Raw genomic sequence first — 26,118 nt, 5'->3', positions numbered from 1 at the left:
TATGTACAAGAGTATTAAAATAGGTATGGGATTGGCAATGCTGATGATGGCTCCATGGGCCATGGCACAGGAAGAAACCAAGGATCTAGGCACGGAAACCGTTACGGTGACCAAGGCTTATACACCAACGGTCTCCGATGCGTTCAAAATAAAATCCATGCCAAATCTCAATGATTCTATCGTACTGCAGAAAAAGAAGATCAACTATAGTATTTTTTCAGTTCCCGTTGCATCTACGTTTACACCTTCAAAAGGAACGGCGTCCCGCGTGGAAAGGGTTCCGCCCCCGGAACTGTTCAATACCTATGCCTCCGCAGGTGCGGGCAATTATGGCAATGCAACGGCGGAATTTTATACTACCCGAGAAGTGGATAGGGACGCGACCTTTGATTTGGGTTTTAACCACAATTCTTCAAGGGGTTCCATAGAAGGGGTTCAATTGGACAATATTTTTGCGGATAGCCGTTTGGACGCTTCCTTTAAAAAGCGGGATCGTGATTTGGATTGGGGTGCAGATATCGCCTTGCAGCATCAGTTGTACAATTGGTACGGACTCCCGGAAGGCGTTTATGACGAAGCTACCGTTAACGGGATCAACGAGCGGCAAAATTACTTTATGGGCGAGGTTGGGGGCCACATCAATGTGGAGGAATCCTTTTTTAATCGGCTTGATTTGAAATACAGAAGGTTTTGGGATTCCGTGAAATCGGGCGAGAACAGGGCCATTTTAAATACTTCATTCGAGGCACCGCTAAACGATGAGATTTTTGCAATAGGGGCCAAGGTGGATCATGTAGCTGGGAATTTCGAAAATGCCAGCGTCAATAGCCCCACGAACGATCAAGGTATTTCGTACAGCCAATTGCAGGTAGGTATCAGTCCGGTGCTGATGATGCGCAGGGATGATCTTTCACTGAATTTGGGTGTAAATTTGGTGTACGGAATGAACTTGGAGGCCAGCGAGGGTAATTTTTACATTTATCCCGCAGTTAAGGCCTCGTATAGATTGTTGGATGAGACCGTAATTGCCTATGGTGGAGTGGAAGGGGAGCTGCGGCAAAACTCCTACTATGATTTCGTGGAGGAGAATACCTTTGTGTCGCCCACGTTGACCATTGCCCCAACAGATAGCCAGTACAACGCCTACATTGGGTTGAAGGGACAGTTATTGCCCAATTTGAGCTATAATATCAAAGGTTCTTATACGGCAGAAAACAGTACGCCTTTGTTCAAGCTCAATGCCCAGAACAACTTTAGGGATGATGAAAAAGGCTATTACTTTGGCAATTCCTTTGAGGTCTTTTATGACGATATAAAAACCATAGGTATTTTTGGGGAGTTGAATGTTGATGTAAACCGTAATTTCACTTTGGGTATCAATGCCGAAGTATATGATTATAATACGGAAACGGACAATCCCGCTTGGAACCTTCCCAACTTAAAAGGATCTTTGTTCATGGACTATCAGATTGGCGAAAAGTGGTTTGCCGGTGCCAATCTTTTCTATGTTGGGGAAAGGGAGGACTTTAGTACAGTAGTGGTGCAGAATGTTCCGGTCTCGGATTATCCTGCAACCTTGATTAGTTTGGATGGCTTTTTTGATGCCAATGCCCATTTGGGATACAGGGTAGACAATCAACTGTCCATCTTTTTGAAAGCTGCGAACATTGCCAACAACAACTACCAGCGTTGGGCAAATTATCCCGTTCAAGGATTACAGGTTATGGCCGGAGCTACCTATAAGTTCGATTTGTAGAAGCCGGCAGACTAAAATATATCTTCTCCGCCCTATATTTTCTAACTTAGGGGGATGAGGTTTAGGTTTATTCATATCATGGGCATACTCCCTCCCTTTTTTTTGGTGATGGGAACTCATTTTGTGCTTGGCCAAAACCTTGTAAAAAACCCCAGTTTTGAGCAATTTTTGAACTGTCCCAAAAAATTGGGCAACTTAAATGAGGATTTAACCGATTGGGATATACCTACTTTGGGTTCCACGGATTATTTCAACGGATGTAGCCAGGCCATGGGAACGCCAAAAAACTTTAATGGGGAACAACCTGCGGAGTTTGGGGTGGGTTATGTGGGTTTATATTTATTCGCTCCCGATGATTACAGGGAGTATTTGCAGACGCGTCTCACTGAAAATCTCCAAAAGAACCAAAAATATAGACTTTCCTTTTATGTAAGTTTGGCAGAACGGTCGGACTTTGCTGTCAAGGAATTCGGGATTCTCTTTTCGGAAAATCCCATCCAAATAGATACACGAAAGGTGCTTTCAAGAATGCATTTGTCCAAAGTGACGGGTGATGTCTCCAATACACTTGAAATCAGGTATTCCGACTTTTATTCGGATAACGAATCTTGGGTGAAAGTGGAAAGTGAATTTGTGGCGAACGGTACGGAGAACTATTTGGTCATTGGGAATTTCAAGGACAATAAAAGGACACAAACCTATAAAACGCAACGAAGGGCCACTGAAGGGTCGTATTACTATTTGGATATGGTCTCGTTGGTAGCCATTGGTGATGAATCAAAGATCGAGCAATTGACAGTGGAAGGAAATTCGAATACAAGCTACGCCATTAATGAAGTGAATACTTTCAAGAGTGTCCTTTTTGATTTTGACAGTTTTGATATCTCCCCAAATGCCAAATTTGAATTGAGGAAGATCATTACCTACCTGAACACCAATTCCAATCTAACGATTTCAATCTCTGGCCATACGGATAGGATAGGGGAGGAATCCTATAACCTGTTGCTTTCAAAAAGGAGGGCGGGTGCCGTAGCCAAATTTCTTTTGGAAAGTGGAATCCATACTTCTAGGATTTCCTATGAAGGTTATGGCAGTTCACGTCCCCTTACCACGAACCAAAGTAACAAGGGGAGACAGGAAAACAGACGGGTGGAATTCGTGTTTATGAATAAAGATCAATAATCGGAATATTCTGTAGGATATAAAAGCCAGATATCTGCTTTGCTCACGTTGTTTTTATATTGTTGATCGTTCACAAGCTCCTGCCATTTTTCAGAACCAAAAAAGACCTTCCATACAGCGTCCCTTTTCTCCATGTTTTCATAGGTGGTCATATACATTAAATTGGGCATACTGTCACCGGAGATAACCTCGGCATAGAAAACCGCATTGGCTCCCACACTATCGAACAATTCAACTTCGCCACCTTCATTGAACATAGATACTTTGTTTATGTAAAGTGCTTCCGTAGCGGATTCGTAACTTCTCAATTCATATACGCGATCCGTTCTAGGAGAGGAAACGCTAATTGGCTCCATTTTAGGCATTTCAGAAAAGGCCCGCATCAAGGTGGAACTTATTCTCTGATACGGAGGGTTGTCATGTTTGGCCGTAATATAATCGCTACCTGCTGACAAATGTGATTTGTCCACTGCCAAGGAAGCTTCCATTTTTTCAAACTGGTCCAAGGAATTAAAAGGAATCAATACAAAGATTTTATCGGCCATCACGAATTTACCTGGACGCACCTTAAAAACCCCAATGTTCTCTATACCCATTCTTTTAAGTGCCGGCAAATAGGCATTCTTTAAATAGGCATCCACAGCTTTTTCCTGTGCCTCGTTTTTTATAGTATAGGTTTTAAGCTCATAAAATTCCCTTTTTTGCTCTTGGGAGAAAACCTGGCCCGTTATGGCGAGACATAAAAATAATACAAGGCCGGTAATCGCAATTTTGTTTTTCATCAGAGAGTTATTGTTCGTTAATTAAGGGTTCAAGTTACTAATTATATCAACTTTCCGTAGTTTGGAGTATTAATATTTTGGTAATTTCCCTATGCAGTTTTGAACGATGTATAAAACAATACTATTCCTTTCCGTCTTACTAATGCATTGGGGGAGTCTTTTTTCCCAAAAGGTAACCTTACAAGTAACCGAAAATAACGCTGTTTTTTTGGAAGGGAAAGATAGCGTTTTGGTCTATCAGAAGGAGCCCAAGTCTTTTAAGGGTATGTATGAACGAGCCAATTATATACATCCACTATTTTCCTTGGAAGGGGTACCCAATACAGAGGATTTTCCCCAAGATCATTTGCATCATAGAGGTATTTTTTGGGCTTGGCATCAGCTTTATTTAAATGATACAAAGTATGGAGACGGCTGGGAAATACGGGATTTTGAATGGGACGTTGTAAGCACGTCGAAAATCAGAGAAAATAGTATGGCGGTTACTCTAAAATCAGAAGTGATTTGGAAATCCGCTACGGCGATAAATGATACTTATGAAACCAGGCCCTTGGTGAAGGAAATCAATTGGATTACAGTATATCCAAAAGCATCCAACTACAGGGCAATCGATATAAAGATTCAACTGTATCCTTTATTCGATACTATTTTAATTGGTGGTTCTGATGATGAAAAAGGTTATGGAGGTTTTTCGGCACGGGTACAATTATCCGAAGATGTGTTATTTAAGGATTCCGAAGGAAATATAACTCCACAAAATACACCGGTGCAAGGATACAATTGGATAGATATTGTTAGTAAGGTAGCCCAGAAAGAAGCTCCCTTTGGCTTGACAATAATACCTTTAAAGGACAATTTGGACTATCCAAATCCTTGGATTCTTCGTTCCAAGCAAAGTATGCAGAATGCGGTGTATCCGTATCCGGGTAGCTTACCGGTTCCTTTGTCCAGTGAAATCCCCCTTATTTTGAATTATCGATTGGTCGTTCACGATGGTGCAATCGATACCGACACTTTATTCGGAATTCAAAAGAAATATTTTAACTCAATGGATTAGTATTTCAATTTATAATTCAATGATTGTCCATAAAAGGGATAAAACCCTTTAACTTTACTGAAAACTAAACAAATGGATTTAAACTTGGCCGTATTGATAGACGGCGATAACATACCCTCGGCCTATGTCAAGGAAATGATGGAGGAAATAGCCAAATACGGCAATCCTACGATCAAAAGGATTTATGGCGATTGGACCAATCCCAGATTGGGAAAATGGAAAAATGTATTATTGGAAAATGCAATAACGCCTATTCAACAATACGGCTACACCCAAGGTAAGAATGCCACGGACTCCGCCATGATCATTGACGCTATGGATATCCTATATTCTGGCAAGGTCAATGGATTTTGTATCGTAAGCAGTGATAGCGACTTTACCAGGTTGGCTACGAGGCTTCGGGAAGCGGGAATGCAGGTGTTCGGTATCGGGGAACGTAAAACTCCCAATCCATTTATAGTTGCCTGTGATAAATTCATATACATAGAGATACTTAAGAGTCAGTCAGAGGAGGCCATAAACAATACAAGCCAGAACGATGATAAAAACCAGGTCGATAAAATAACTCCAAAGGACCTTAGGTTTATAGCCACTACCATAGAAGATGTAGCGGATGATGATGGATGGGCGTTTTTGGGCGATGTTGGAAGTTTGCTCCAGAAAAAGCAGCCAAATTTTGATTCAAGAAACTATGGCTTTCAAAAGTTGACCCCATTGATCAACTCCATACCACATTTTGAAATTGAACGTCGAGAGGATTCCAAGGGTAGGAATAAATTAATCTATGTTCGAATAAAGGAAAAGAAACATAAAAAATCGAAATAGAGCCATAGCATCCTAAAAACCACTGACCATGAATTGCAAAGGATTTATTGTAGCAATAATACTATTGCTTTCAGCCTGTACACCTGAGCGTAAAACTACAAAAGTAGCTACTGGCAACATAGATAGTCTTTTTGTCGCTTTTTACGATTTTCAAAAAGAAATTAATCCCATAGAGTCCACAAAAGCGGGGATTGACACCTACAATGATACCATTGTAAATTATATCTCAGACAGGCATCAGGAATATCTCCGTGAATCCTATATCTCGTTTTTGTCCGAAATGGAAAAGTATCCTATATCCGAGCTTACCAAGGAAGATGCCTTGAGCGCCCGGGTAATGGAATGGGACTGCCGTATGAAATTGGAGGGGTTAAACAATTCCATTGTCACTATGGCATCTCCTATCTATAACCTGCCCAGTTTTGAACTTATGCCCTTGTTCCAGATACAGTCATTACATCTATATGTGGCCCAGTTGGCCGGGGGCACTAGCGTACAGCCCTTCGCCACCCAGGAGGATTATGTAAATTGGTTACACCGTTTGGAAGACTACCTCCAGTTTTTGGATACCTGTATGGAGCATATGCAGGAAGGAATGCAAAAAGAAATCGTTTTGCCTAAGGTCCTTACCCTAAAAATGCTGCCACAAATTAAGACGTTCCTTGATATTCCCCTTGAGGAGAATCTCTTCTATCAGCCCGTGCTCAATTTTCCGGAGGCGATGGATGAGGATGTCAGGGCAAGCTTGAAAAGCGATTATGAACGGATGATTACAGAAAAAATTCTTCCGAAGTACCAAGAGTTGCATCAATTTTTGGAAGAGGAATATCTTCCTGCCTGTAGAGATACCGATGGATTGTCCGCCTTACCAAATGGCCGCAAAACTTATAATTATTTGATTCGATTGCACACTACCACGGAGATGACTGCGGAAGATATCCATGCCCTTGGACAGCAGGAAGTGGAACGTATTACAGGGGAAATGGAAAAGGTAAAAGATGAATTGGGTTTTAAAGGTGAATTAAATGACTTTTTCATCGAGGTGCGTAACAAAAGAGAACTGATGCCCTTTAATGATCCAGCTGAAGTTTTGGAACATTTTAATGGTATCCATGATCGATTAAGCTTACAATTGGATAGTGTATTCAACCTTCGCCCCAAGGCCGGTTTTCATGTGAAGCGTACCGAAGCGTTCAGGGAGGCATCGGCCAGTGCTGAGTATGTTCCGGGATCTAAGGATGCCAAACGGCCAGGGACCTTTTATGTGCCCATTCCCAATGTCAATAGCTACAATGTGATTCACGACGAGGCCTTGTTCCTACATGAGGCCATACCGGGCCATCACTACCAGTTAAGCCTACAACAGGAGAACCAAGGGCTGCCTGAATTTCTTCATCCTGAAAGTATGGGTGTTTTTGTGGAAGGGTGGGCCCTGTATGCGGAATCCCTAGGAAAGGAACTGGGCCTTTATGAAGACCCTTATCAATACTTTGGCATGCTCAGTATGGAAATGCACCGCGCCATTCGTTTGGTAGTGGACACGGGAATACACGCAATGGGTTGGACCCGTGAAGAGGCCATAGCCTATTCTTTGGCCCATGAAGCGGAGTCCGAGGAAGGTATCATTGCCGAAGTGGAACGGTATATGGCCACACCTGGTCAGGCGCTCTCCTATAAAATGGGCCAATTAAAAATAGTGGAATTACGGAATAAGGCCAAAATGGAACTAGGTCCTAAATTTGATTTACGGGAGTTCCATGATCAAGTGTTGGGCTCCGGAAGTTTGCCTTTAATGCTCTTGGAAGAGAAAATAAATTCCTGGATTGAGAGTTATAAGTAGAAATCCTATCCTAATATTGTGAGGTACATTCCTATATTCCTATTGCTTTTGCTTGTGTTTTTCACAGGAACCGCCCAAGACGTTTTGAGAAGCACTTCAAATGATCAAATTTTAGAACCAACAGACCTTGTAGGTATTTGGAGCTATAGGGTGGCGGACATAGATAATGGCTATGAAGAAGGTCTTTTGATAGTTGATAAAATGGAAGGCCTGTATGCGGTGCAGGTGCAATTGCAAAATAGAGGGTCGCTCAATGCATATGATGTACTGGTAGAAGGTGATGTAATGCAATTTCATGTCAACCTGGATGGTGTGGAGCGGGTTGGTGTGGTACTTGGAATAAAAGGAAAGGAACTTGAGGGACAGGTCATAACGGGAGAAGGCAGTAGGTTTTCCGTAAAAGGTGCAAAACAGTTACCGGAAAATTAATAAAGGTCGATTGAAGGATATAGCTATTGACTAAAAATTAGAAAATAAAAAAACGGACCTAAGTCCGTTTCTTTTTATAGTAAAAAGTGGTATTACCATGTGATGGGAACCGCCACTCTTGTTTTGTCCCAACCCATGACCATGTGGGCACCTTTTTCAACTTCCTTAAAGGCTATGGAAAACTCTTCCAAACTTGAAGCATCGGAACCATTGGGAACTTTAATTCTTGCAACATCGCCACTTTCATCGTAAAAATAGGAACCCCATTGGTTCAAATTTTTATTAAGGATAACCGTCCATTCCTGTTCTCCTGGAATCGTGAATAATGAATATGTCCCAGCTTTTATATCCTTACCTCCAAAATTTACGTCTTGGTAAAAGGTAATCTCCGCCGCTTCATTGGCACCGGTTCTCCAAACTTGTCCGGTAGGGGCTAGTTCCGCCAAGGAACGGTTTTTAAGTTGAGGTCTTCCGTAGATGATTCTCACCACCTTGTCAGAAACCTTGTAATCGGTAGGGTAGGATGCCATATCCATAGGACTTTTGTCCAATCCGGAGAACTTTTGGGCGCTCAGGCCGTTTGAAAAGGATATAACAGCGATGAATAGGGATAGGGAAATAATTTTTTTCATAATCGAATTTAATTTAGTGTTTCAAAGCTAAGTACTTCACAGAGCTTATTCTTATAAAAAGTCGTTAAATTTTAACATACTTACAAAATGGTTGGGATACTTCCATTTAAAAATAAATTGGTTTATTTTTTATATACAATAGCATTTTGTGATTATAAAATGTAATCATAATTAACCTTTGTGTTTTATATTTTAAACCATTGTACGATTTTTGTATCGGAATTATTATAAATATCATAATATGTGTGGAATTGTTTGTGCGTTTGACGTCAAGGAAAGTACGGAAGTATTAAGGCCTCAATTGCTGGAAATGTCTAAAAAAGTTAGGCATAGAGGGCCGGATTGGAGCGGTATTTATGCCGATGACAAAGCCATCATGGCCCATGAGCGTTTGGCAATTGTGGATCCTGCCTCTGGAAAGCAACCTCTTTTGAGTGAAGATGGAAAGTTGGTTTTGGCCGCCAATGGGGAAATATATAATCATAGAGAGTTGCGTAAGCAATTTGAGGGAAAATATAATTTTAAAACTGAATCCGATTGCGAGGTCATTCTAGCACTTTACCAAGAAAAAGGGCCCCATTTCATAGATGAGATGAACGGTATTTTTGGTTTTGCCATTTATGACTCTGAAAAAGACGAATATTTTGTGGCCAGGGACCACATGGGAATCATTCCTTTATATATGGGTTGGGACCAGAATGGAACCTTTTATGTGGCTTCGGAGCTTAAGGCTTTGGAGGGTACTTGTACCAAGATAGCATTATTTCCCCCAGGGCATTATTTGCATAGTTCCGATGGGGAATTGAAAAGATGGTACAAGCGCGATTGGATGGACTATGAAGCCGTAAAGGAAAACGAAACCAGTATCCAAGCAATCAAGGAAGCTTTGGAGGCTGCGGTGCACCGTCAGTTAATGTCGGATGTACCTTATGGCGTTTTATTGTCCGGAGGGTTGGATTCCTCGGTGACCTCGGCCATAGCTAAAAAATACGCCCAAAAGAGAATAGAGTCCGGCGATACGGTGGACGCATGGTGGCCACAGTTACACTCATTTTCAGTGGGACTAGAAGGATCACCGGATTTGGCTGCCGCCCGGAAGGTAGCGGATCACATTGGCACCGTGCATCACGAAATCAAGTTTACAATACAAGAAGGATTGGATGCAATAAGGGATGTTATCTACAATTTGGAAACCTATGACATTACAACGATCCGTGCTTCTACTCCTATGTATTTGATGGCACGTGTAATTAAGTCCATGGGAATAAAGATGGTATTATCAGGAGAAGGAGCGGATGAGCTTTTTGGTGGCTATCTATATTTCCACAAAGCACCAAGTCCAAAGGATTTTCATGAAGAAACTGTTCGAAAGTTGGATAAACTCCATATGTATGATTGTTTAAGGGCCAACAAATCTCTGGCCGCATGGGGCATCGAGGGCCGTGTGCCCTTTTTGGACAAGGAATTTATGGATGTGGCCATGCGTATCAATCCAAAGGATAAGATGATAAACGGTGAACGCATGGAAAAATGGGTGGTTAGGAAGGCCTTTGAGGAAATGCTACCCGAAAGTGTTGCTTGGAGACAAAAGGAGCAATTTTCGGATGGTGTGGGTTATAGTTGGATCGATACATTAAAGGAATTGGTGGCAAATGAGGTTACGGATGAACAATTGGCAAATGCCAGGTTTAGGTTTCCCATACAGACGCCCACAACCAAAGAAGAGTTTTACTACCGTTCCATATTCGAGGAACATTTCCCTTCGGATGCCGCTGCGCTATGCGTTCCCCAGGAACCATCCGTGGCCTGTAGTACCAAAATTGCTTTGGAGTGGGACGAAGCGTTTAAAAACATGAATGATCCATCAGGAAGGGCCGTGGCCAAAGTACATGCGGATGCTTATGTGAAATAAGTTCTTTAAGGCAATTCTGTTTACCTGTTTCAAAGGAACAGGGCAGTTTTTATTTTTTAATTAGTCCTTGAGAGGTGCCAAATATTGGCACCTCTTTTGTTATGGTCATTTCAAATTGAAACCTTGTGTGCCGGTCAAAATTAATTAAGCAGGCCCCTTTTGTCAAATTGGTAATTTTCCACAATTTTTGTTGATAACTTGACAGTGTCCAATATGGAGAAAGGGCTTATTTCATGGGGTATTCCGTATATTTGTAGGATTGCAATTTTTGAAGTAAAAACAACTTTTAATTTATGAGCGAAGAAGCAAATAAAAAGCAATATTCAGCGGATAGTATCCAGGCTTTGGAAGGTATGGAGCATGTAAGGATGCGTCCTTCCATGTACATTGGGGATGTGGGTGTCCGTGGGTTGCATCACTTGGTCTATGAGGTGGTGGATAACTCCATAGATGAGGCCATGGGTGGACATTGTGATACCATAAGTGTCGTCATAAACGAGGACAATTCCATTACCACAAAGGATAACGGAAGGGGTATTCCTGTTGATTTGCATAAAAAGGAAGGTGTATCCGCCCTACAGGTCGTAATGACCAAAATTGGTGCTGGGGGCAAGTTCGATAAAGATTCCTATAAAGTATCCGGTGGTTTACATGGTGTTGGAGTTTCCTGTGTAAATGCGCTGTCAAGTCATCTAAAGGCTACGGTGTACAGGGATGGTAAAATATGGGAACAGGAGTATGAAAGGGGCAAGGCGCTTTATCCCGTAAAGAGCGTTGGTGAAACTGATGATAGGGGAACGGTAGTCACTTTTAGACCGGATGAGACCATATTTACCCAGACCATTGAATATAGTTATGAAACCCTCTCCAATAGGATGCGCGAACTTTCCTTTCTAAACAAAGGGGTTACCATTTCCATTACGGATAGAAGGCAAAAGGATGATAAGGGGGAGTTTGTGTCGGAAACATTCTACTCCAATGAAGGACTTAAGGAGTTTGTAAAGTTCTTGGATGGTAATAGGGAACCTTTGATTAAGAGCGTTATTTCCATGGAAGGTGAAAAGAACGATATTCCGGTGGAAGTTGCCATGGTATACAATACAAGCTACACGGAAAACCTACATTCCTATGTAAATAATATCAATACGCACGAAGGAGGTACCCATTTATCTGGTTTTAGAAGGGGGCTCACAACAACCCTTAAAAAATATGCCGATGCTTCCGGTATGTTGGACAAGCTAAAATTTGAAATTCAAGGGGATGATTTTAGGGAGGGCTTGACAGCGATCGTTTCCGTTAAGGTGGCGGAACCACAATTTGAGGGCCAGACCAAGACTAAATTGGGCAACAGGGAGGTTTCCTCTGCTGTTAGCCAAGCCGTATCGGAGATGTTGACGGACTATTTAGAAGAACATCCAGATGATGCAAAGATAATCGTGCAAAAAGTAATCCTAGCGGCCCAAGCCAGGCATGCAGCAACCAAAGCTAGGGAGATGGTTCAGCGAAAGACAGTAATGAGCGTGGGGGGATTGCCCGGGAAATTATCGGATTGTTCAGAGCAAGACCCTACCCAATGTGAGGTATTTCTGGTAGAGGGAGATTCTGCAGGAGGAACTGCCAAGCAAGGTCGTGACAGGAATTTTCAGGCCATTCTGCCCTTGAGAGGTAAGATTCTGAACGTGGAGAAGGCCATGCAGCATAAAGTTTTTGAAAATGAGGAAATCAAAAACATTTATACGGCACTTGGCGTTACCATAGGTACCGAAGAAGACAGCAAGGCTTTGAACCTCGAAAAATTGCGTTACCATAAAGTGGTAATCATGTGTGATGCCGATGTGGACGGTAGCCACATTGAAACCTTGATTTTGACGTTCTTCTTCCGCTACATGCGTGAGTTGATCGAAGGTGGCCATGTTTACATTGCTACACCACCACTATATTTGGTCAAAAAGGGCCAAAAAAAGCAATATGCCTGGACCGATAAGGAGCGTGATGAAATCGCAGCAAGTTTTAGTGGAGGTGTAAGCATACAACGATACAAAGGACTTGGTGAAATGAACGCTGAACAATTGTGGGACACTACTATGAACCCAGAATTCAGGACCTTACGTCAAATTACCATTGAAAATGCGACGGAGACGGATCGGATCTTTTCTATGTTGATGGGCGATGAGGTGCCTCCAAGGCGAGAATTCATTGAGAAAAATGCCGTCTATGCGAACATTGACACATAGAAAAACCCTATTACACAACAAAAACCTGCGCGAAAAACGCAGGTTTTTTAGTTTTAGGAAAAATTAAAAAAATGAAGAATTTACTTACATGCTTTTTACTGTGTAGTTTTAGTGCCGCTATGGCCCAGGACTTTAACGACCTTTTTGCCGCCGGTGTGGAGGATGCAGAACAATTTACCGCGGATTATTTGGAGCCGCTTTCAGAAAGTGCTATTTATAATTTTTCTACAGGTTGGTACAATACGGCAGATGCCAAGCCCTTGGGCGGATTTGAAATATCCATTATTGGTAATATTACCGGATTTAAAAATAAGTCGGATAAAAAAGCTTTTGTTTTAGATCCCAATGACTATCAGAATCTGGATTTTGTGGATAATCCCGGCATTGCTAGGGAAGTTTCTACTGCCTTGGGGGATATAACTGGTGTAGAAGTATTTGTGGAAGGCCAAGTTGCGGGCATTACGGTTCGTGAGACTTTTGAGTTGCCTTCCGGACTTTCCGGAGAGGGCTTGGATTTTGTACCTTCTGGATACCTTCAAGGAAGTGTTGGCCTAATCAAAGGTACGGAGATAAAGGCACGGTTTTTACCCAAGATGGAATATGAGGGGGCTTCTGTGGGCTTGATCGGTTTTGGACTGCAACATGATTTTACTAAACTTCTCCCTGCGGATAAAATTTTACCGGTCGCCATTTCTGCAGTTATAGGATATACCAAGGTAGATGGTGACTATGACCTTGCGAATTTCAATTTGGTACAAGGAAACGACCAACGAATAGAGACGAGTATAAATACGTGGGCATTTAATGCCGTTGTTTCCACGAGACTTCCGGTAATCAATTTTTATGGCGGACTGGGCTATGTTACAGGAAAATCCGTAACGGACGTTTTGGGAACTTATATAGTGACTGCAGGACCTTTTGCTTCGGAAACATACGAAGACCCCTTTTCCATTACCAAAAAGGTAAACGGTGTTACGGGCAATGTAGGCGCCAAGCTTAAGTTGGGCTTCTTTAGGCTCAATGCCGATTATACTTTAGGAGAATTCAATACATGGACATTTGGTGTCAATTTTGGGTTTAGATAGTCCATAAAATAACTATGAAATTAAAAAGCCCAGCTCATCCGCCGGGCTTTTTTTATACATGAAGAGCCTGCCCAGATTTCTCCGAACAGGCTCTTTCCCATGGCCCTGTGAAAATTTTCTACTCCCTGATGGCTACGTACTCGCCATCAATCTTTTCCAAAATAGTACCTTGATCGCTTTCAATAATTTTTAAACGGTCAACAGGCACATTTTCAAGTCCCCTATATTCTATGGTATAAATGTCACCTTCCTTGTACCACTTAAAATCTGTTTGTAGGGTAATGTCGTTTCCGTTGATTTCATGATATCTACCAAGATAAACATCATTAAAAATCCACTCTTTACGGAGGGTACTTTTGGAAGAACCATTGCTAATTTCGGTTCCGGATTGGGACCAAATACCAATAATGGGGTCATTGTTCTGTTCAATGCGCGAACAGTTTGCGGAAAAGATAATGGCACAAATGGCCATTAACGAGAGGAACTTTTTCATTGCTAAGTAGGTTATGTTTGGATTTGGGATCCACAATCATAAACGGGGCATCTTTTGCGATATTACTAAAAATCGACGTATGGCAACTTTTTTGCCATTTCTTCGTTGAAAGGTATCTTTTTTTAACGTAAGCTACATTTTGTCGATGTTTTTAAAAGTCAAAAGTCTGGATATATTACCGCTTTACTTCCTGTCAAATTGTTAGGAATTGAGTATTTTTGACAAGCTAAAAAGGTATAGTGAAACCTTTTGTTTTAGTATAAATAAATTAATTCATAAAAATATAGGAACATGAAAGTTACAGTAGTTGGAGCTGGAGCGGTAGGAGCCAGTTGTGCGGAGTACATTGCCATTAAGGATTTTGCTTCAGAGGTGGTCATTTTGGATATTAAGGAGGGTTTTGCGGAAGGTAAGGCGATGGATTTGATGCAAACAGCATCCTTGAACGGTTTTGATACCAAAATTACGGGAAGTACCAATGATTATTCAAAAACTGCCAACAGCGATATTGCTGTCATAACTTCCGGTATTCCTAGAAAGCCCGGAATGACCCGGGAAGAGTTGATAGGCATCAATGCAGGTATCGTAAAGACGGTATCTAGCAACCTGATACAGCATTCTCCCAACGTCATCATTATCGTTGTGAGTAATCCAATGGATACCATGACCTATTTGGTTCATAAAACAACGGATATTCCAAAGAACAAGATTATAGGAATGGGGGGTGCGTTGGATAGCGCCCGTTTTAAGTATCGCTTGGCTGAGGCCATGGATGCTCCCATATCCGATGTGGACGGCATGGTCATAGGGGGGCATAGCGATACTGGAATGGTTCCTTTGACCTCGCACGCTACACGAAATAGTATCAAAGTATCCGAATTTTTATCCGAGGAGCGATTACAACAAGTTGCGGAAGATACCAAAGTAGGAGGTGCCACCTTGACCAAATTGTTGGGTACCAGTGCTTGGTATGCTCCAGGGGCAGCGGTTTCCGCATTGGTGCAGGCCATTGCCTGCGACCAAAAGAAAATGTTCCCTTGTTCCACGTTGCTGGAAGGAGAGTACGGCCTAAACGATATTTGTATAGGGGTGCCTGTTATCCTAGGTAAAAATGGTATCGAGCAAATTGTGGATATACCATTAAGCGATGCTGAAAAGGCAAAAATGAAAGAAAGTGCGGAAGGTGTTTCCAAAACCAACGGATTGTTGGAACTGTAGTTTTCATACATCTTAAACGTATATGAAAACCTTTGGATTACGAATCCAAAGGTTTTCTTTTTCAGGGCATTCGGCTTATATCCTAAAATATAGTTTCAACAATAATCTTTCTTTTTATATTTGCGCCATGAATGCAAAATGGTGCATAAGTAGCTTAATAGTAATCCTCGTTCTTTTGGGGCTCGGTCAGCCGCATAAAAGAGCATCCAATCAGCAGATTACCCTTCAATTCACAGATGTGGAAATCGCATCTGAAAATGCTCGTGATGAAGTGTTGTCCAACATCACGCAAAAACTGTTGTTCTTGGGTGTCGAAGGTATTGAGGTAATAGAAGATGATACCAGCCATGTAAATATTCGTTATTACAGCGATATCGATGCGCATGTTGTCAAGGAATTTCTTTCCGATGAAACCTCGAAGCCATCGGGGTATGAAGACGAATCCCCTCTTAATTTTCCAAATGAAAGCCTCCCTGAAAATTATAGCCTTGTTGTTTCAGATTTACATCAACAGGCCCATAATGGATTGAAAATCAACGGAAACCTCGTTGTGGCCCAGAAGGAGGTTCACGGGGGATTTTATAATTCGGTTCTACTGTATGCCAACACTCCAGTGGTGTTAAGGCCGGATACTTTGGATCAAACGGCCTTTAAGATTCATCATAACATTGCAATCGCAATAGATAATACTTCACGGAACATACCAGAGGGAAGGGCAGGACCTTGTCTTCTTGGGAAAAGCTAATTTCCAAACAACCTACTCAAAGGGAGAAAATTACGTTTCCTCTTGATTTTTAAATCACAAAAAAATTATAATCGACATAACTTAAATCAATTTTTAAAATGCAAAATAAAGGACTTATAAAGCTTTTTGCTTTATTATTCGGGTTAGTTAGTATCTACCAACTATCCTACACTTTCATCACCAATAAGGTAGAGAAGGAAGCAGAAGTATTTGCTGCAAGCCGTATTTCTGAAGGGGAAGAGGACTACATAGCCAAAAGGGAAGCTTTGGAAGCCAGTTACTTGGATTCCATTGGCAACAATACCATTTTGGGTTACACCAACTACGACGAGGCCAAAAAGAAGGAGTTGAACAAAGGTCTTGACCTAAAAGGGGGAATCAACGTTACCTTGCAAATATCCGTAAAGGACATATTGAAAGGTTTGGCGAACAACACTAAAAACCCTGTTTTCAACAAAGCATTGGCCGATGCCGATGCGGCGTCGAAAAATAGCGATGATACCTACCTCAATCTATTCTTTGAGGCTTTTGACGAAATTAAGGGAGAAACCAAACTGGCCTCACCGGATATTTTTGCCAATAAGGGATTGAGCGATGAAATCAACTTTCAAATGTCCGATGATGAGGTAAAACCCATCATCCGAAGAAAAATAGATGAGTCCGTAGTATCCGCATTCGAGGTGTTGCGTGAGCGTATTGATGGCTTTGGGGTTACCCAGCCAAATATCCAAAGGGAAGGAAATTCAGGTAGGATTTTGGTAGAATTGCCTGGTGCGAGGGATATAAACCGCGCTCAGGATTTATTATCAAGTACAGCACAATTGGAGTTTTGGGAAACGTACAAACAGAGCAATCCATCCTTTAGCACTTTCTTGATCCAAGCGAACGAAAAATTAAAGGAGATCGTGGATGTCAAGAAGCCGGAACCTGTGAAGGAAGAGTCGGAATTGGATTCTTTGTTATCGGATGTGGCCGCTGATTCTTTGGACCTTGCTACTCAGGTGAACCCTCTTTACGAGTTGTTGATACCTGCAAACCCCGGAACAAACGCTATGTTCAGGGCTGCCATAAAGGACACGGCTACCATTGGGTCTTATTTTAGAATGCCGGAAATCAGAAGGTTATTGCCAGCGGATATCCAATTCGTAAAATTTGTTTGGGAAAGACCTGCAACCGAAGATACGGAAGTAATCGATTTGTATGCCTTAAAGTCCAACCGGGAAGGAGTTCCTCGAATCAGTGGTGATGTGGTGAGCGATGCCCGTGCAGATTTTGACCAATTTGGCAAACCAGCCGTTTCCATGACCATGAACACCAAAGGTGCCAAGGAATGGGAGCAATTGACAGGCGATGCCTATAATAACCAAACAGGAATTGCAATTGTTTTGGATAACAAGGTATATACCGCTCCAGGGGTTTCCAGTGGCCCCATTTCAGGTGGTCGTTCAGAGATCACGGGTAACTTTACCGTAAACGAAACAAAGGATATTTCAAACGTATTGCGAGCAGGTAAATTACCGGCTTCTGCGGAAATCATACAATCTGAAATCGTAGGTCCATCGTTGGGTCAGGAAGCAATAGACAGTGGTTTTATGTCCTTTTTGATAGCTATGGCCATTGTATTGCTATGGATGATCGCATATTATGGAAAGGCGGGTGCCTTTGCCGATGTTGCGTTGTTGTTGAACATTCTATTGATTTTTGGGGTACTCACAAGTTTGAACGCCGTATTGACTTTACCGGGTATCGCGGGTATCGTATTGACGATAGGTATGTCCGTGGATGCGAACGTACTTATTTTTGAAAGGATAAAAGAGGAACTTGCAAAAGGGAAGGGCAAGAGTCTGGCCGTGTCCGATGGTTTTGGAAATGCTCTATCCTCCATTTTGGATGCGAATATTACTACAGGTCTTACGGCCATAATCCTGTTTGTCTTTGGGTCGGGCCCGATCAAAGGATTTGCGACTACCTTGCTTATCGGTATCCTTACCTCTTTGTTCACGGCTATTTTCATTACCCGATTATTGATAGATTGGTACATCAGTGGTAAAAATAGAAAACTGGATTTCTCCACAAGTCTAACAAAAGGCCTGTTCCAGAACCTATCCATCGATTTCTTGGTAAAACGAAAGATTTCTTACATCCTTTCAGGTATTTTGGTTCTAGTAGGTCTGGCATCCTTGTTTTTTGGGCCTGGATTGCAACAGGGTGTGGATTTTGTGGGAGGTCGTTCCTACACGGTACGTTTTGAACAAGCCGTGAACCCTTCCGAAATAGCATCTGAATTGAACGACGTATTTGGAAGTGGAACCAATGTGAAGACCTTTGGGGAAGCGAATCAAATAAAGATTACGACCCCTTATAAAGTAGATGTTGAAGGTATTGAAGTGGATACCGAAATTCAGGATAAATTATACAACTCATTGCAAAAATACCTTCCAGACGGAACTTCTAAAGATGCTTTTGCCATTGGAAGTGAAGGTAAAACCGTGGGAATATTACAGTCCGTGAAAGTAGGTCCTACCATTGCGGATGATATCAAGAACAATGCCTTCCTGGCCATTTTGGGCTCATTGGCCGTGGTTTTCCTATACATTTTAATACGTTTCCGTAGATGGCAATTCTCATTGGGAGCGGTCGTCGCCGTATTCCACGATGTTTTGATCGTTTTGGGTGTTTTCTCCATATTCGGTAAAATAATGCCATTCAACATGGAAATCGATCAAGCCTTTATTGCGGCCATACTAACGGTCATAGGGTATTCCTTGAACGATACCGTGGTAGTGTTCGACCGTATACGTGAAATTTTGGCCGAGAGAGGTTGGAAGGGTGGAGAAAATGTCAATTCCGCAATCAACAGTACGTTGGGAAGAACCTTGAATACCTCTTTGACCACCTTGGTGGTATTATTGGCCATCTTTATTTTTGGTGGCGAATCGTTGAGAGGATTTATGTTCGCAATGATTGTTGGTGTAGTTGTAGGTACGTATTCTTCTGTATTTATTGCAACACCAGTTATGTTCGATGCATTGAGCAAGAAGATTACAAAAGTCCTCAATTAGAAATTGGTTTAATACTAACTCAGGAAAGTCGTTATGTTATCATAGCGACTTTTTTTTGTGGGTTCTTTTAGGGTGAGCTCTTTGTTTAAAACCTATCAGGTTCTATTCTACAATGGCAATGGAACCCTCCTCTGTTTGTTTTAATTCAAGGATTTTCTTGGGGTTGAGTCCGGGTTCTTTTCTATGGCTTACAAATAGGATGGTGGTCTGTGTCTCTTCCGCAATTTTATTGACAAGTGCCACGAGCATATTGGCAGAGATATCGTCCATACCACTGGTGGGTTCGTCAAGTATTAATAATGGTGGATGTTTTACCATGGCGCGAACGGTCATAACGAGACGCTGTTCTCCTAAGGAAAGATCGTTGAATTGAACGTTTCTTCTATCCCATAAACAAATAAGTAAGAGCCAATCCTTAATAATCCTTTTTTGGATTTCGGTGGGTTTAATATACAGTCCAATGGAATCCAATAACCCGGAAATTAGCATATTTTCGACGGAATGTCTTCCGGAAAAGCTATCGGTCATGGCAGGGGAGAAGTAGCCTATTTTTTCCTTGATGTCCCAAACACTTTCCCCGGAACCTTTCTTTTTTCCGAATAGGTATATTTCTTGGCCGAAAGCTTTAGGATTATCCCCGGTTATCATCGAAAGAATGGTTGTCTTACCCGTCCCATTGTTTCCGATCAGTTGCCAGAACTCTCCGGGTTTCACTTCCCAGTCAATATCCTTGAGAACGTGTTTTTCGCCATACGAGACGGAAACTTTTTGAAACGAAATTAATATGTTTCCATCAAATTGAATTGGGTCAATTGGAGGAGGAATGTTTCCCGAAAAGACGTTCATCTCCTCGTTTTCATGTTGCGATGTTTCCTTTACGACTATAAGTTGGCCATCAATGACTTTTGCAAAATTGTGGATATGGGGAAGCATATCAGACTTTCTACTGGCCAGCTGAACAAGAATTGTTTCACGGGACTTTTCTATGAGAAGGTCTCTCAAACTACTTTGAAATCCTATATCCAAATTATCAAAGGGATTGTCCAATAGAATATAGTCCGGTTTTTGGTCGAGGATATGAAATAACAAGGCTTTTTTTTGTTCCCCGCTGGACATTGTCTTTAAGTCTTGACCCGCATTTGAAATGTATTTGGTACCATGTTTTTCTTCTTCCTCCATGAACTTTCTAAGGGCCAATTGGGAAAATAGTTTTCCGGTTTTGTCCTTCAGGTTTATGATATCTAAAAACTTATTGTTTTGAAGCTTTTGAATAAGCTCTTTTTTGTTGGTTTGATTATCCGTAAAAATCCCCCAATGGTTCATGCGTTTCAAATTTGGTAAATAGCTTGGTTATTGAACATTTCTTTTTTTGAGGTAATTAGATTGCCATAAAAAATCCCTCCAAGAGGGCTCCATATTATCGATCTATTCTAAAGATATATACAGGGTTGTTCTTGTATTCCGTTCTTTTTTCCAGATGCATACCATTATTTATGGCTACTTTTTTGGAAGGTTCATTTTCAATATGGATAATGGAAATAAGATGGTTTGCCCATCCTTTTTTGAAGGCGGTTTCCTTGCATTTTTGGGCGGCTTCGGAGGCGAAACCTTTCCCCCAATGTGTTGGGAGAACGGAATACCCAATTTCCAGTTCTTCTTGGCCATCCACACTTTGTATTAACAAGCCACACAGGCCAACTAGTTCCTTTGTGTCCTTGTTTATTAAGGCGAACATTCCTCCCAGACCTTTTTCATAGCGTTCAAAAACCCGGTCAAATTGTTGGGAACAGGCAGCAACCGGATTTTGAGGAAGGCCTGACCAAAACTGCGACGATCTAGGGTCTACATGGAAGGGCAGCCATGCATCAAAATCGGCCACAGTTAATTTTCTGAACTGTAGCCTTTTCGTTTCGGCACCTTCCATAGAGTAGTTCATGGGCTAAAGTCTTATGAACGAAATCCTGTCCCCAATTTCAAGGGACCAAGCATCTGAAAGGCCCCCATTTACTTCCAACACATATTTTACCGGTACTTTGGAAGACAGGCCGATCTCATTATAAGGTTGGGCGTTTTTTTGGATGCTGGCTATTTTTAAATTTTCGCCTATGAAGATGATATCCAAGGGAAACTCCGTATTCTTCATGTAAAAGGAATGCATGGCAACATCGGGAAAAATGAACAACATTCCCTGGCTGGTTTCCATGCTTTTTCGGTACATGAGTCCGGTTTGGGTCTCATAATCGGTTTCCGCAATTTCTATATCCAATTGTTGTATTAAGGAATCCGATTCTTGTCTGAAGATACTCAAAGAACCCTCCTTCGTAAAGGTCACCGGGGTTGTTTTGATTGCCTTCTTTGCTTCTTCCTTGCAAGAGGACAATCCAATAAATAAAATTATCGCTATGCCCAAAAAGTATTTTGAAACGCACATATCGGTAACCGATTTATGATGTTTTTACAGGTCTGAACATGAAATAAAAGCCTAATAGGATAAAGGGAATACTCAACCATTGTCCCGTTGATAGTAAACCTAGGGATTCTTCAAAACCACCTTGGCTTTTCTTTACAAATTCCACAAAGAAACGAACGGTCCACAATAGAATCAGAAACAACCCAAAAAGATAGCCGGGTTTGTTCTTTTTATCGGTCTTCCAATAGAGATAATACAATAGAATAAAAACAAAAATATAGCATACTCCTTCGTACAATTGCGCAGGATGTCTATAAGGAATCTCCATTAAATATTGGGAAAATTGGGGGTCGTTCTCAATGGCATCATAGGCCGCGTTCAGCGTTCTTTCCTTGGTGACTCCCAAGGCTTTTGATGGATGGAGGTCGTCCGAATCCCTGATGAATTTTGTCGCAAAGATGAAAGACTCGTCAACAGTCTTTCCGTTTATTTCAGAGTTGAAGAAGTTACCTAAACGCACACAAAAAGCCCCAATAGCAACGGGGATAGTAAGTCTATCAAAAATCCAAAGCATACTGAAACCATTATGTTTTCGGGTGAACAAATAGGTGGCAATAATAATACCAATGGTTGCCCCGTGGCTGGCCAATCCCGTAAAACCGGTGAACTCATACCCATCGATAAGACCAAAAAGAAGACTGCCCGTATCGCTCTCCCGTATTGGTAAAAGTATTTCCAGTAAATGATTTTTATAATAGGGCCAGTCATAGAAAAAGACATGCCCCAATCTGGCTCCCAGCATGGTTCCTAAAACTGTATATACAAAAAGAGAATCTAGTTGTTCAACCGATTTTTTTTCATTTACGAATATCCTCTTCATAAGATACCAACCAATGGCAAAAGCGATAATCCAAAGCAAATTGTAATACTTTATTTGGATGGGGCCTAAATTGAAGAGGGTCTCGTTGGGATTCCAAATAATTCCTAAGAAGTACATGCGCGATGATTTAGAGGGGCTAATATAAGCAAATAGGACCGATTACCTCCTACGAAATATCCGGTCGAATTTACAGTTTGTACAATTTTTTAGGGTACGGGGTCATATCCTTTTCCTCCCCAGGGATTACAACTGAATATTCTTTTGACGGACAACCAGCCTCCTTTAAAAAGGCCATGCTTTTTCAATGCCTCCAAGGTATATTGGGAGCATGTTGGCGAGTACCTGCAAGTTGCCGGAGTATAAGGTGAAATGACAAGTTGGTAAAAACGGACCAAAAGTACAAAAGGAGCTATGAGTATATTTTTAAATGTAAGTTTCAACGGCAGAATTTTGAGGGAACAAGTTACGCATTATATCGTGTTGAAAAAGTGAAAGGCCCGTATGTTCTACAGGCCTTTTTTAAATGATATATACTTTTAATTACTCCCCTACCCGAACAGGGGCTAGATTTTCCGCCTCTTCCGGACTATAAAGTCGGGATTTTATGATAAACCGAATGCCCATGGGTATTTCCAGTGAAAAGCTTGCCCCTCTACCGGGTGTTACATCGACGGTAAGTTGGGTATGTTTCCAATATTCAAATTGGTCTTTGGAAATGTGAAATTCACATCCCTCTATAGTTCCCAACCAAATATCGTTATCATCGATCATCAATTCGCCTTTAGGAAAGCACATAGGAGAAGAGCCGTCGCAACAACCCCCACTCTGGTGAAACATAAGATCACCGTGTTTTTCCTTGAGCTCACTGATAACTTCGGCAGCTTTATCACTTACCAGTACCCGTTTGGTTTTCATGTTCTTTCTTTTAAAAGAATCCCATTGGCTTCTTATCGTAAGAGATAAGCATGTTCTTCGTCTGTCTGTAGTGCGCCAACATCATTTTATGGTTCTCCCTGCCTATTCCGGATTTTTTATATCCACCAAATGGGGCATGTGCGGGATAAAGGTGGTAGCAGTTTACCCAGACCCTACCCGCTTTGATGGCCCTGGAAACCGTATAGGCCTGGTGTGTATCCCTGGTCCAGACCCCGGCCCCCAGACCATACAACGTATCATTGGCGATTTCAATGGCTTCGGCCTCATCCTTGAAGGTGGTTACACAAACGACGGGTCCAAAGATTTCCTCCTGGAACACTCTCATTTTATTGTTTCCTTTTAACACTGTTGGCTGAATGTAAAATCCACCTTCCAAGCCTTCATTGTAGGCTTGCTCACCACCGGTCAACACCTCACAACCCTCTTCCTTGCCAATTTGGATATAGTTGAGGATTTTTTCAAACTGGTCGCTGGATGCCTGGGCTCCCATCATCGTGTTCGGGTCTAGGGGATGTCCCATTTTTATCGCTTTTGTTCTTTCTATAACACGTGCCATAAAGGCATCAAAAATACTTTCCTGTACGAGCATTCTAGATGGACAGGTACAGACCTCACCTTGGTTAAGGGCGAACATGTTGGCACCTTCGATACATTTATCAAAGAATTCATCATCTGCGTCCATAATATTCTCGAAGAATATATTTGGAGATTTCCCGCCCAGTTCCAAAGTAACGGGCGTGATGTTTTTGGAGGCATATTGCATAATCAATTGTCCGGTTGTAGTCTCTCCGGTGAATGCGACCTTATTGATTCTTGAGCTTGATGCCAAGGGTTTGCCTGCTTCGGCTCCAAAGCCGTTAACGACGTTAAGAACACCAGCGGGAAGAATATCCTGAATCAACTCAACAAGGATAAGAATCCCTACAGGGGTCTGTTCAGCGGGCTTTAGGACTACACAGTTTCCTGCTGCCAATGCTGGGGCCAGTTTCCATACCGCCATCAAAATAGGGAAGTTCCAAGGAATGATCTGTCCAACTACTCCCAAAGGCTCGGTAACGTTTAAGGCAACGGTATTACTGTCCAATTCACTTACGGATCCTTCTTCGGCCCTGATAACCCCGGCAAAATATCTAAAATGGTCTATGGCCAATGGTAAATCTGCAGCTCTTGTTTCCCTAATTGCTTTTCCGTTGTCCCATGTTTCGGCTCTCGCCAGTATCTCCAGATTTTTTTCCATTACATCGGCTATTTTCAAAAGCATATTGCTTCGTTCTGTTGCCGATGAATTGTTCCATGAAGGTGCTGCTTCCCATGCCGCATCAATAGCCTTTTCTATATCCTCTGCCGTAGATCTGGGAATCCTTGTAAAGGATTTTCCGTCTACCGGAGAGGTGTTTTCAAAATACTCCCCCTTTACGGGTGCCGTCCATTTTCCTCCTATGAAATTCTCATATTGATTTTTGAATGTCGGTTTTTGTAGCACGTCTTGCGCCACGGTTGCAGTGTTGCTCATATCTTAACTGTTTTAAAAAATTAAAAATTAGTTCTTTGTTTTTCAGTTCTTTATAAAAGATTCCTCTAAAATTACATATTGAAAAGTGCAATGGTCTGACGAATTCTATGAATAACATGAACAATCCTATCATTATTTGTTATAATGATTTATTTAGATATAAAATTTTGTATATTCCATATTGCATGATTGATATTATTAAGAAATGTTAAAGCTGTCCGATACATTTTTGGAGGGAAGACGATTGGAAACTATGGTCGAAAACCAAACCTCCTATACGTTAAAAAATGCGGCCATGCATGTTTTTGAAACCCATGAACAAGCTGAGAAAGTGTTGTTGCAATTTAACCAACCTGTTTTGGCTAGTATGATCGAAGGGAAAAAAGTTATGCATCTTAGGGACTATGAATCGTTTGATTTTTTGCCGGGCGAGTCTCTGGTACTCCCGGCTAATGAAACCATGTGTATTGATTTTCCTGAGGCCAAATCCAAAAATCCAACCCGTTGTTTGGCCATGGCCATATCCGAAGATAAAATCAAAAATGTGCTACAGTTCATGAACGAAAGCATGACCAGGGATGACGAGAAGGAATGGAGCTTAATGGATTACAATTTCCACTTTGTGAACGATCAAGGAATTTTTCAGATCCTACAGAGATTACTTTTTCTTTTCTCTGAAAACCATCCCTCCAAGGATTTCTTTGTTGATAATATGCTTCGTGAACTTATCATACGGATTTTACAGACCAACGAGCGTAAAATATATACCAGCTCACAGATAGCCATAAACAGTAATAATCGACTTTCATTTGTAATAAGGTACATACGCGAAAATCTACATGAACCTTTGAACGTTGAGGATTTAAGCAAAAAGGCCTGTATGAGCCAGTCCCATTTTCACAGGATCTTTAAAAATGAGCTGGGAATTTCGCCCATCGAGTTCATCAATAACGAACGGATTAAACTGGCCACTGGATTATTGCAGGATCCTGGATTGAATATCAAGGATGTTTACATGCAATGTGGATTTGAAAGTAGGTCTTATTTTAATCGCGTGTTCAAACACAGGCAGCAGCTCTCCCCGGGTGAGTACCAATCGCAGCTAAAAACGATACGGTACTAAGTGC

General features: G+C 41.6%; 23 protein-coding genes. 13 read left to right on the top strand and 10 right to left on the bottom strand.

Annotated elements, in window-relative coordinates:
• Nucleotide 1 precedes the first annotated feature (1 nt).
• Together DZC72_RS00875 and DZC72_RS00870 are read left to right on the top strand one after the other, a co-directional pair.
• Complete coding sequence (locus DZC72_RS00875) at nucleotides 2–1,756, top strand: porin family protein (protein WP_125221050.1); 1,755 nt, start codon at nucleotides 2–4, stop codon at nucleotides 1,754–1,756.
• 54 nt (nucleotides 1,757–1,810) lie between these two features.
• Nucleotides 1,811–2,938 carry an OmpA family protein gene (locus DZC72_RS00870; protein ID WP_243641613.1) on the top strand — a complete coding sequence of 376 codons (1,128 nt, stop codon included), beginning with the start codon at nucleotides 1,811–1,813 and terminating at the stop codon, nucleotides 2,936–2,938.
• Here DZC72_RS00870 and DZC72_RS00865 read toward each other — a convergent pair.
• Nucleotides 2,932–3,720: an NIPSNAP family protein gene (locus DZC72_RS00865; RefSeq protein ID WP_125221049.1), complete on the bottom strand. Its 789-nt coding sequence runs from the start codon at nucleotides 3,718–3,720 to the stop codon at nucleotides 2,932–2,934. The two genes, DZC72_RS00870 and DZC72_RS00865, sit on opposite strands and share 7 nt — an antisense overlap.
• Nucleotides 3,721–3,826: 106 nt before the next feature.
• Here DZC72_RS00865 and DZC72_RS00860 point away from each other — a divergent pair, with 106 nt between their 5' ends.
• The 4 genes from DZC72_RS00860 to DZC72_RS00845 all read left to right on the top strand — a co-directional run bounded on the left by DZC72_RS00860 (nucleotide 3,827) and on the right by DZC72_RS00845 (nucleotide 7,871).
• Nucleotides 3,827–4,777: a DUF6807 family protein gene (locus DZC72_RS00860; RefSeq protein ID WP_125221048.1), complete on the top strand. Its 951-nt coding sequence runs from the start codon at nucleotides 3,827–3,829 to the stop codon at nucleotides 4,775–4,777.
• Between the two features lie 72 nt (nucleotides 4,778–4,849).
• The gene (locus tag DZC72_RS00855; protein WP_094999080.1) at nucleotides 4,850–5,602 is read left to right on the top strand and encodes an NYN domain-containing protein; all 753 of its coding nucleotides are present in this window, start codon (nucleotides 4,850–4,852) and stop codon (nucleotides 5,600–5,602) included.
• A 28-nt stretch (nucleotides 5,603–5,630) separates the two neighbouring features.
• Entirely contained in the window at nucleotides 5,631–7,442 is a 1,812-nt protein-coding gene (locus DZC72_RS00850; protein WP_125221047.1) for a DUF885 domain-containing protein, read from the top strand.
• 18 nt (nucleotides 7,443–7,460) lie between these two features.
• Entirely contained in the window at nucleotides 7,461–7,871 is a 411-nt protein-coding gene (locus tag DZC72_RS00845; protein WP_125221046.1) for a hypothetical protein, read from the top strand.
• 92 nt (nucleotides 7,872–7,963) lie between these two features.
• Here the strand turns inward: DZC72_RS00845 and DZC72_RS00840 are convergent, their stop codons facing one another.
• Nucleotides 7,964–8,503 carry a DUF2911 domain-containing protein gene (locus tag DZC72_RS00840; protein WP_125221045.1) on the bottom strand — a complete coding sequence of 180 codons (540 nt, stop codon included), beginning with the start codon at nucleotides 8,501–8,503 and terminating at the stop codon, nucleotides 7,964–7,966.
• Nucleotides 8,504–8,744: 241 nt separating this feature from the next.
• Here DZC72_RS00840 and asnB point away from each other — a divergent pair, with 241 nt between their 5' ends.
• The 3 genes from asnB to DZC72_RS00825 all read left to right on the top strand — a co-directional run bounded on the left by asnB (nucleotide 8,745) and on the right by DZC72_RS00825 (nucleotide 13,734).
• Nucleotides 8,745–10,415 carry an asparagine synthase B gene (asnB, locus tag DZC72_RS00835; RefSeq protein WP_125221044.1) on the top strand — a complete coding sequence of 557 codons (1,671 nt, stop codon included), beginning with the start codon at nucleotides 8,745–8,747 and terminating at the stop codon, nucleotides 10,413–10,415.
• A gap of 293 nt (nucleotides 10,416–10,708) precedes the next feature.
• Nucleotides 10,709–12,649, top strand: coding sequence for a DNA topoisomerase (ATP-hydrolyzing) subunit B (gyrB, locus tag DZC72_RS00830; protein ID WP_125221043.1), 1,941 nt, complete (start codon nucleotides 10,709–10,711; stop codon nucleotides 12,647–12,649).
• A 71-nt stretch (nucleotides 12,650–12,720) separates the two neighbouring features.
• Nucleotides 12,721–13,734 (top strand): DUF6588 family protein, encoded by a 1,014-nt coding sequence (locus tag DZC72_RS00825; protein WP_125221042.1) that lies wholly within the window; start codon nucleotides 12,721–12,723, stop codon nucleotides 13,732–13,734.
• Nucleotides 13,735–13,852: 118 nt separating this feature from the next.
• Here DZC72_RS00825 and DZC72_RS00820 read toward each other — a convergent pair whose 3' ends face one another.
• Nucleotides 13,853–14,227, bottom strand: coding sequence for a hypothetical protein (locus tag DZC72_RS00820; RefSeq protein WP_125221041.1), 375 nt, complete (start codon nucleotides 14,225–14,227; stop codon nucleotides 13,853–13,855).
• Nucleotides 14,228–14,518: 291 nt separating this feature from the next.
• On the opposite strand from DZC72_RS00820, the gene mdh reads away from it, so the two are divergent.
• From mdh to secDF, 3 genes are all read left to right on the top strand, one after another.
• Entirely contained in the window at nucleotides 14,519–15,445 is a 927-nt protein-coding gene (mdh, locus tag DZC72_RS00815) for a malate dehydrogenase (protein WP_125221040.1), read from the top strand.
• A 22-nt stretch (nucleotides 15,446–15,467) separates the two neighbouring features.
• Entirely contained in the window at nucleotides 15,468–16,190 is a 723-nt protein-coding gene (locus tag DZC72_RS00810; RefSeq protein ID WP_125221039.1) for a hypothetical protein, read from the top strand.
• A 98-nt stretch (nucleotides 16,191–16,288) separates the two neighbouring features.
• Nucleotides 16,289–19,252 (top strand): protein translocase subunit SecDF, encoded by a 2,964-nt coding sequence (gene secDF / locus DZC72_RS00805; protein WP_125221038.1) that lies wholly within the window; start codon nucleotides 16,289–16,291, stop codon nucleotides 19,250–19,252.
• A 102-nt stretch (nucleotides 19,253–19,354) separates the two neighbouring features.
• On the opposite strand, the gene DZC72_RS00800 is transcribed toward secDF, so the two are convergent.
• The 7 genes from DZC72_RS00800 to exaC form a co-directional block, all read right to left on the bottom strand.
• On the bottom strand, nucleotides 19,355–20,575 hold the full coding sequence (locus DZC72_RS00800) for an ATP-binding cassette domain-containing protein (RefSeq protein ID WP_125221037.1): 1,221 nt from the start codon (nucleotides 20,573–20,575) through the stop codon (nucleotides 19,355–19,357).
• A gap of 94 nt (nucleotides 20,576–20,669) precedes the next feature.
• Nucleotides 20,670–21,188 carry a GNAT family N-acetyltransferase gene (locus DZC72_RS00795; RefSeq protein ID WP_125221036.1) on the bottom strand — a complete coding sequence of 173 codons (519 nt, stop codon included), beginning with the start codon at nucleotides 21,186–21,188 and terminating at the stop codon, nucleotides 20,670–20,672.
• A 3-nt stretch (nucleotides 21,189–21,191) separates the two neighbouring features.
• Complete coding sequence (locus tag DZC72_RS00790; RefSeq protein WP_125221035.1) at nucleotides 21,192–21,683, bottom strand: DUF192 domain-containing protein; 492 nt, start codon at nucleotides 21,681–21,683, stop codon at nucleotides 21,192–21,194.
• A gap of 13 nt (nucleotides 21,684–21,696) precedes the next feature.
• A complete protein-coding gene (gene lgt / locus DZC72_RS00785; RefSeq protein ID WP_125221034.1) occupies nucleotides 21,697–22,659 on the bottom strand; it encodes a prolipoprotein diacylglyceryl transferase in 963 nt (320 codons plus the stop codon).
• Between the two features lie 89 nt (nucleotides 22,660–22,748).
• On the bottom strand, nucleotides 22,749–22,982 hold the full coding sequence (gene yidD / locus DZC72_RS00780) for a membrane protein insertion efficiency factor YidD (RefSeq protein ID WP_394340614.1): 234 nt from the start codon (nucleotides 22,980–22,982) through the stop codon (nucleotides 22,749–22,751).
• A gap of 100 nt (nucleotides 22,983–23,082) precedes the next feature.
• Nucleotides 23,083–23,457 carry a DUF779 domain-containing protein gene (locus DZC72_RS00775; RefSeq protein ID WP_125221033.1) on the bottom strand — a complete coding sequence of 125 codons (375 nt, stop codon included), beginning with the start codon at nucleotides 23,455–23,457 and terminating at the stop codon, nucleotides 23,083–23,085.
• Between the two features lie 10 nt (nucleotides 23,458–23,467).
• Nucleotides 23,468–24,991, bottom strand: a complete 1,524-nt coding sequence (gene exaC / locus DZC72_RS00770) for an acetaldehyde dehydrogenase ExaC (RefSeq protein WP_125221032.1) — start codon at nucleotides 24,989–24,991, stop codon at nucleotides 23,468–23,470.
• Nucleotides 24,992–25,196: 205 nt separating this feature from the next.
• Between exaC and DZC72_RS00765 the strand changes: the two genes are divergently transcribed.
• Nucleotides 25,197–26,114 carry an AraC family transcriptional regulator gene (locus tag DZC72_RS00765; protein ID WP_125221031.1) on the top strand — a complete coding sequence of 306 codons (918 nt, stop codon included), beginning with the start codon at nucleotides 25,197–25,199 and terminating at the stop codon, nucleotides 26,112–26,114.
• Nucleotides 26,115–26,118 lie beyond the last annotated feature (4 nt).

This window comes from Maribacter algicola (genome assembly GCF_003933245.1).
Classification (GTDB): Bacteria; Bacteroidota; Bacteroidia; order Flavobacteriales; family Flavobacteriaceae; genus Maribacter; species Maribacter algicola.
This window is presented reverse-complemented; position numbering and strand designations above follow the sequence as displayed.

Bases quoted from the DNA above. Each gene is read 5' to 3' on its own strand.
- DZC72_RS00875 (WP_125221050.1), top strand. From the start codon at position 2: ATGTACAAGAGTATTAAAATAGGTATGGGATTGGCAATGCTGATGATG.
- DZC72_RS00870 (WP_243641613.1), top strand. From the start codon at position 1,811: ATGAGGTTTAGGTTTATTCATATCATGGGCATACTCCCTCCCTTTTTT.
- DZC72_RS00865 (WP_125221049.1), bottom strand. From the start codon at position 3,720: ATGAAAAACAAAATTGCGATTACCGGCCTTGTATTATTTTTATGTCTC.
- DZC72_RS00860 (WP_125221048.1), top strand. From the start codon at position 3,827: ATGTATAAAACAATACTATTCCTTTCCGTCTTACTAATGCATTGGGGG.
- DZC72_RS00855 (WP_094999080.1), top strand. From the start codon at position 4,850: ATGGATTTAAACTTGGCCGTATTGATAGACGGCGATAACATACCCTCG.
- DZC72_RS00850 (WP_125221047.1), top strand. From the start codon at position 5,631: ATGAATTGCAAAGGATTTATTGTAGCAATAATACTATTGCTTTCAGCC.
- DZC72_RS00840 (WP_125221045.1), bottom strand. From the start codon at position 8,503: ATGAAAAAAATTATTTCCCTATCCCTATTCATCGCTGTTATATCCTTT.
- asnB (WP_125221044.1), top strand. From the start codon at position 8,745: ATGTGTGGAATTGTTTGTGCGTTTGACGTCAAGGAAAGTACGGAAGTA.
- gyrB (WP_125221043.1), top strand. From the start codon at position 10,709: ATGAGCGAAGAAGCAAATAAAAAGCAATATTCAGCGGATAGTATCCAG.
- DZC72_RS00825 (WP_125221042.1), top strand. From the start codon at position 12,721: ATGAAGAATTTACTTACATGCTTTTTACTGTGTAGTTTTAGTGCCGCT.
- DZC72_RS00820 (WP_125221041.1), bottom strand. From the start codon at position 14,227: ATGAAAAAGTTCCTCTCGTTAATGGCCATTTGTGCCATTATCTTTTCC.
- mdh (WP_125221040.1), top strand. From the start codon at position 14,519: ATGAAAGTTACAGTAGTTGGAGCTGGAGCGGTAGGAGCCAGTTGTGCG.
- DZC72_RS00810 (WP_125221039.1), top strand. From the start codon at position 15,468: ATGAAAACCTTTGGATTACGAATCCAAAGGTTTTCTTTTTCAGGGCAT.
- secDF (WP_125221038.1), top strand. From the start codon at position 16,289: ATGCAAAATAAAGGACTTATAAAGCTTTTTGCTTTATTATTCGGGTTA.
- DZC72_RS00800 (WP_125221037.1), bottom strand. From the start codon at position 20,575: ATGAACCATTGGGGGATTTTTACGGATAATCAAACCAACAAAAAAGAG.
- DZC72_RS00795 (WP_125221036.1), bottom strand. From the start codon at position 21,188: ATGAACTACTCTATGGAAGGTGCCGAAACGAAAAGGCTACAGTTCAGA.
- DZC72_RS00790 (WP_125221035.1), bottom strand. From the start codon at position 21,683: ATGTGCGTTTCAAAATACTTTTTGGGCATAGCGATAATTTTATTTATT.
- lgt (WP_125221034.1), bottom strand. From the start codon at position 22,659: ATGTACTTCTTAGGAATTATTTGGAATCCCAACGAGACCCTCTTCAAT.
- DZC72_RS00775 (WP_125221033.1), bottom strand. From the start codon at position 23,457: ATGAAAACCAAACGGGTACTGGTAAGTGATAAAGCTGCCGAAGTTATC.
- exaC (WP_125221032.1), bottom strand. From the start codon at position 24,991: ATGAGCAACACTGCAACCGTGGCGCAAGACGTGCTACAAAAACCGACA.
- DZC72_RS00765 (WP_125221031.1), top strand. From the start codon at position 25,197: ATGTTAAAGCTGTCCGATACATTTTTGGAGGGAAGACGATTGGAAACT.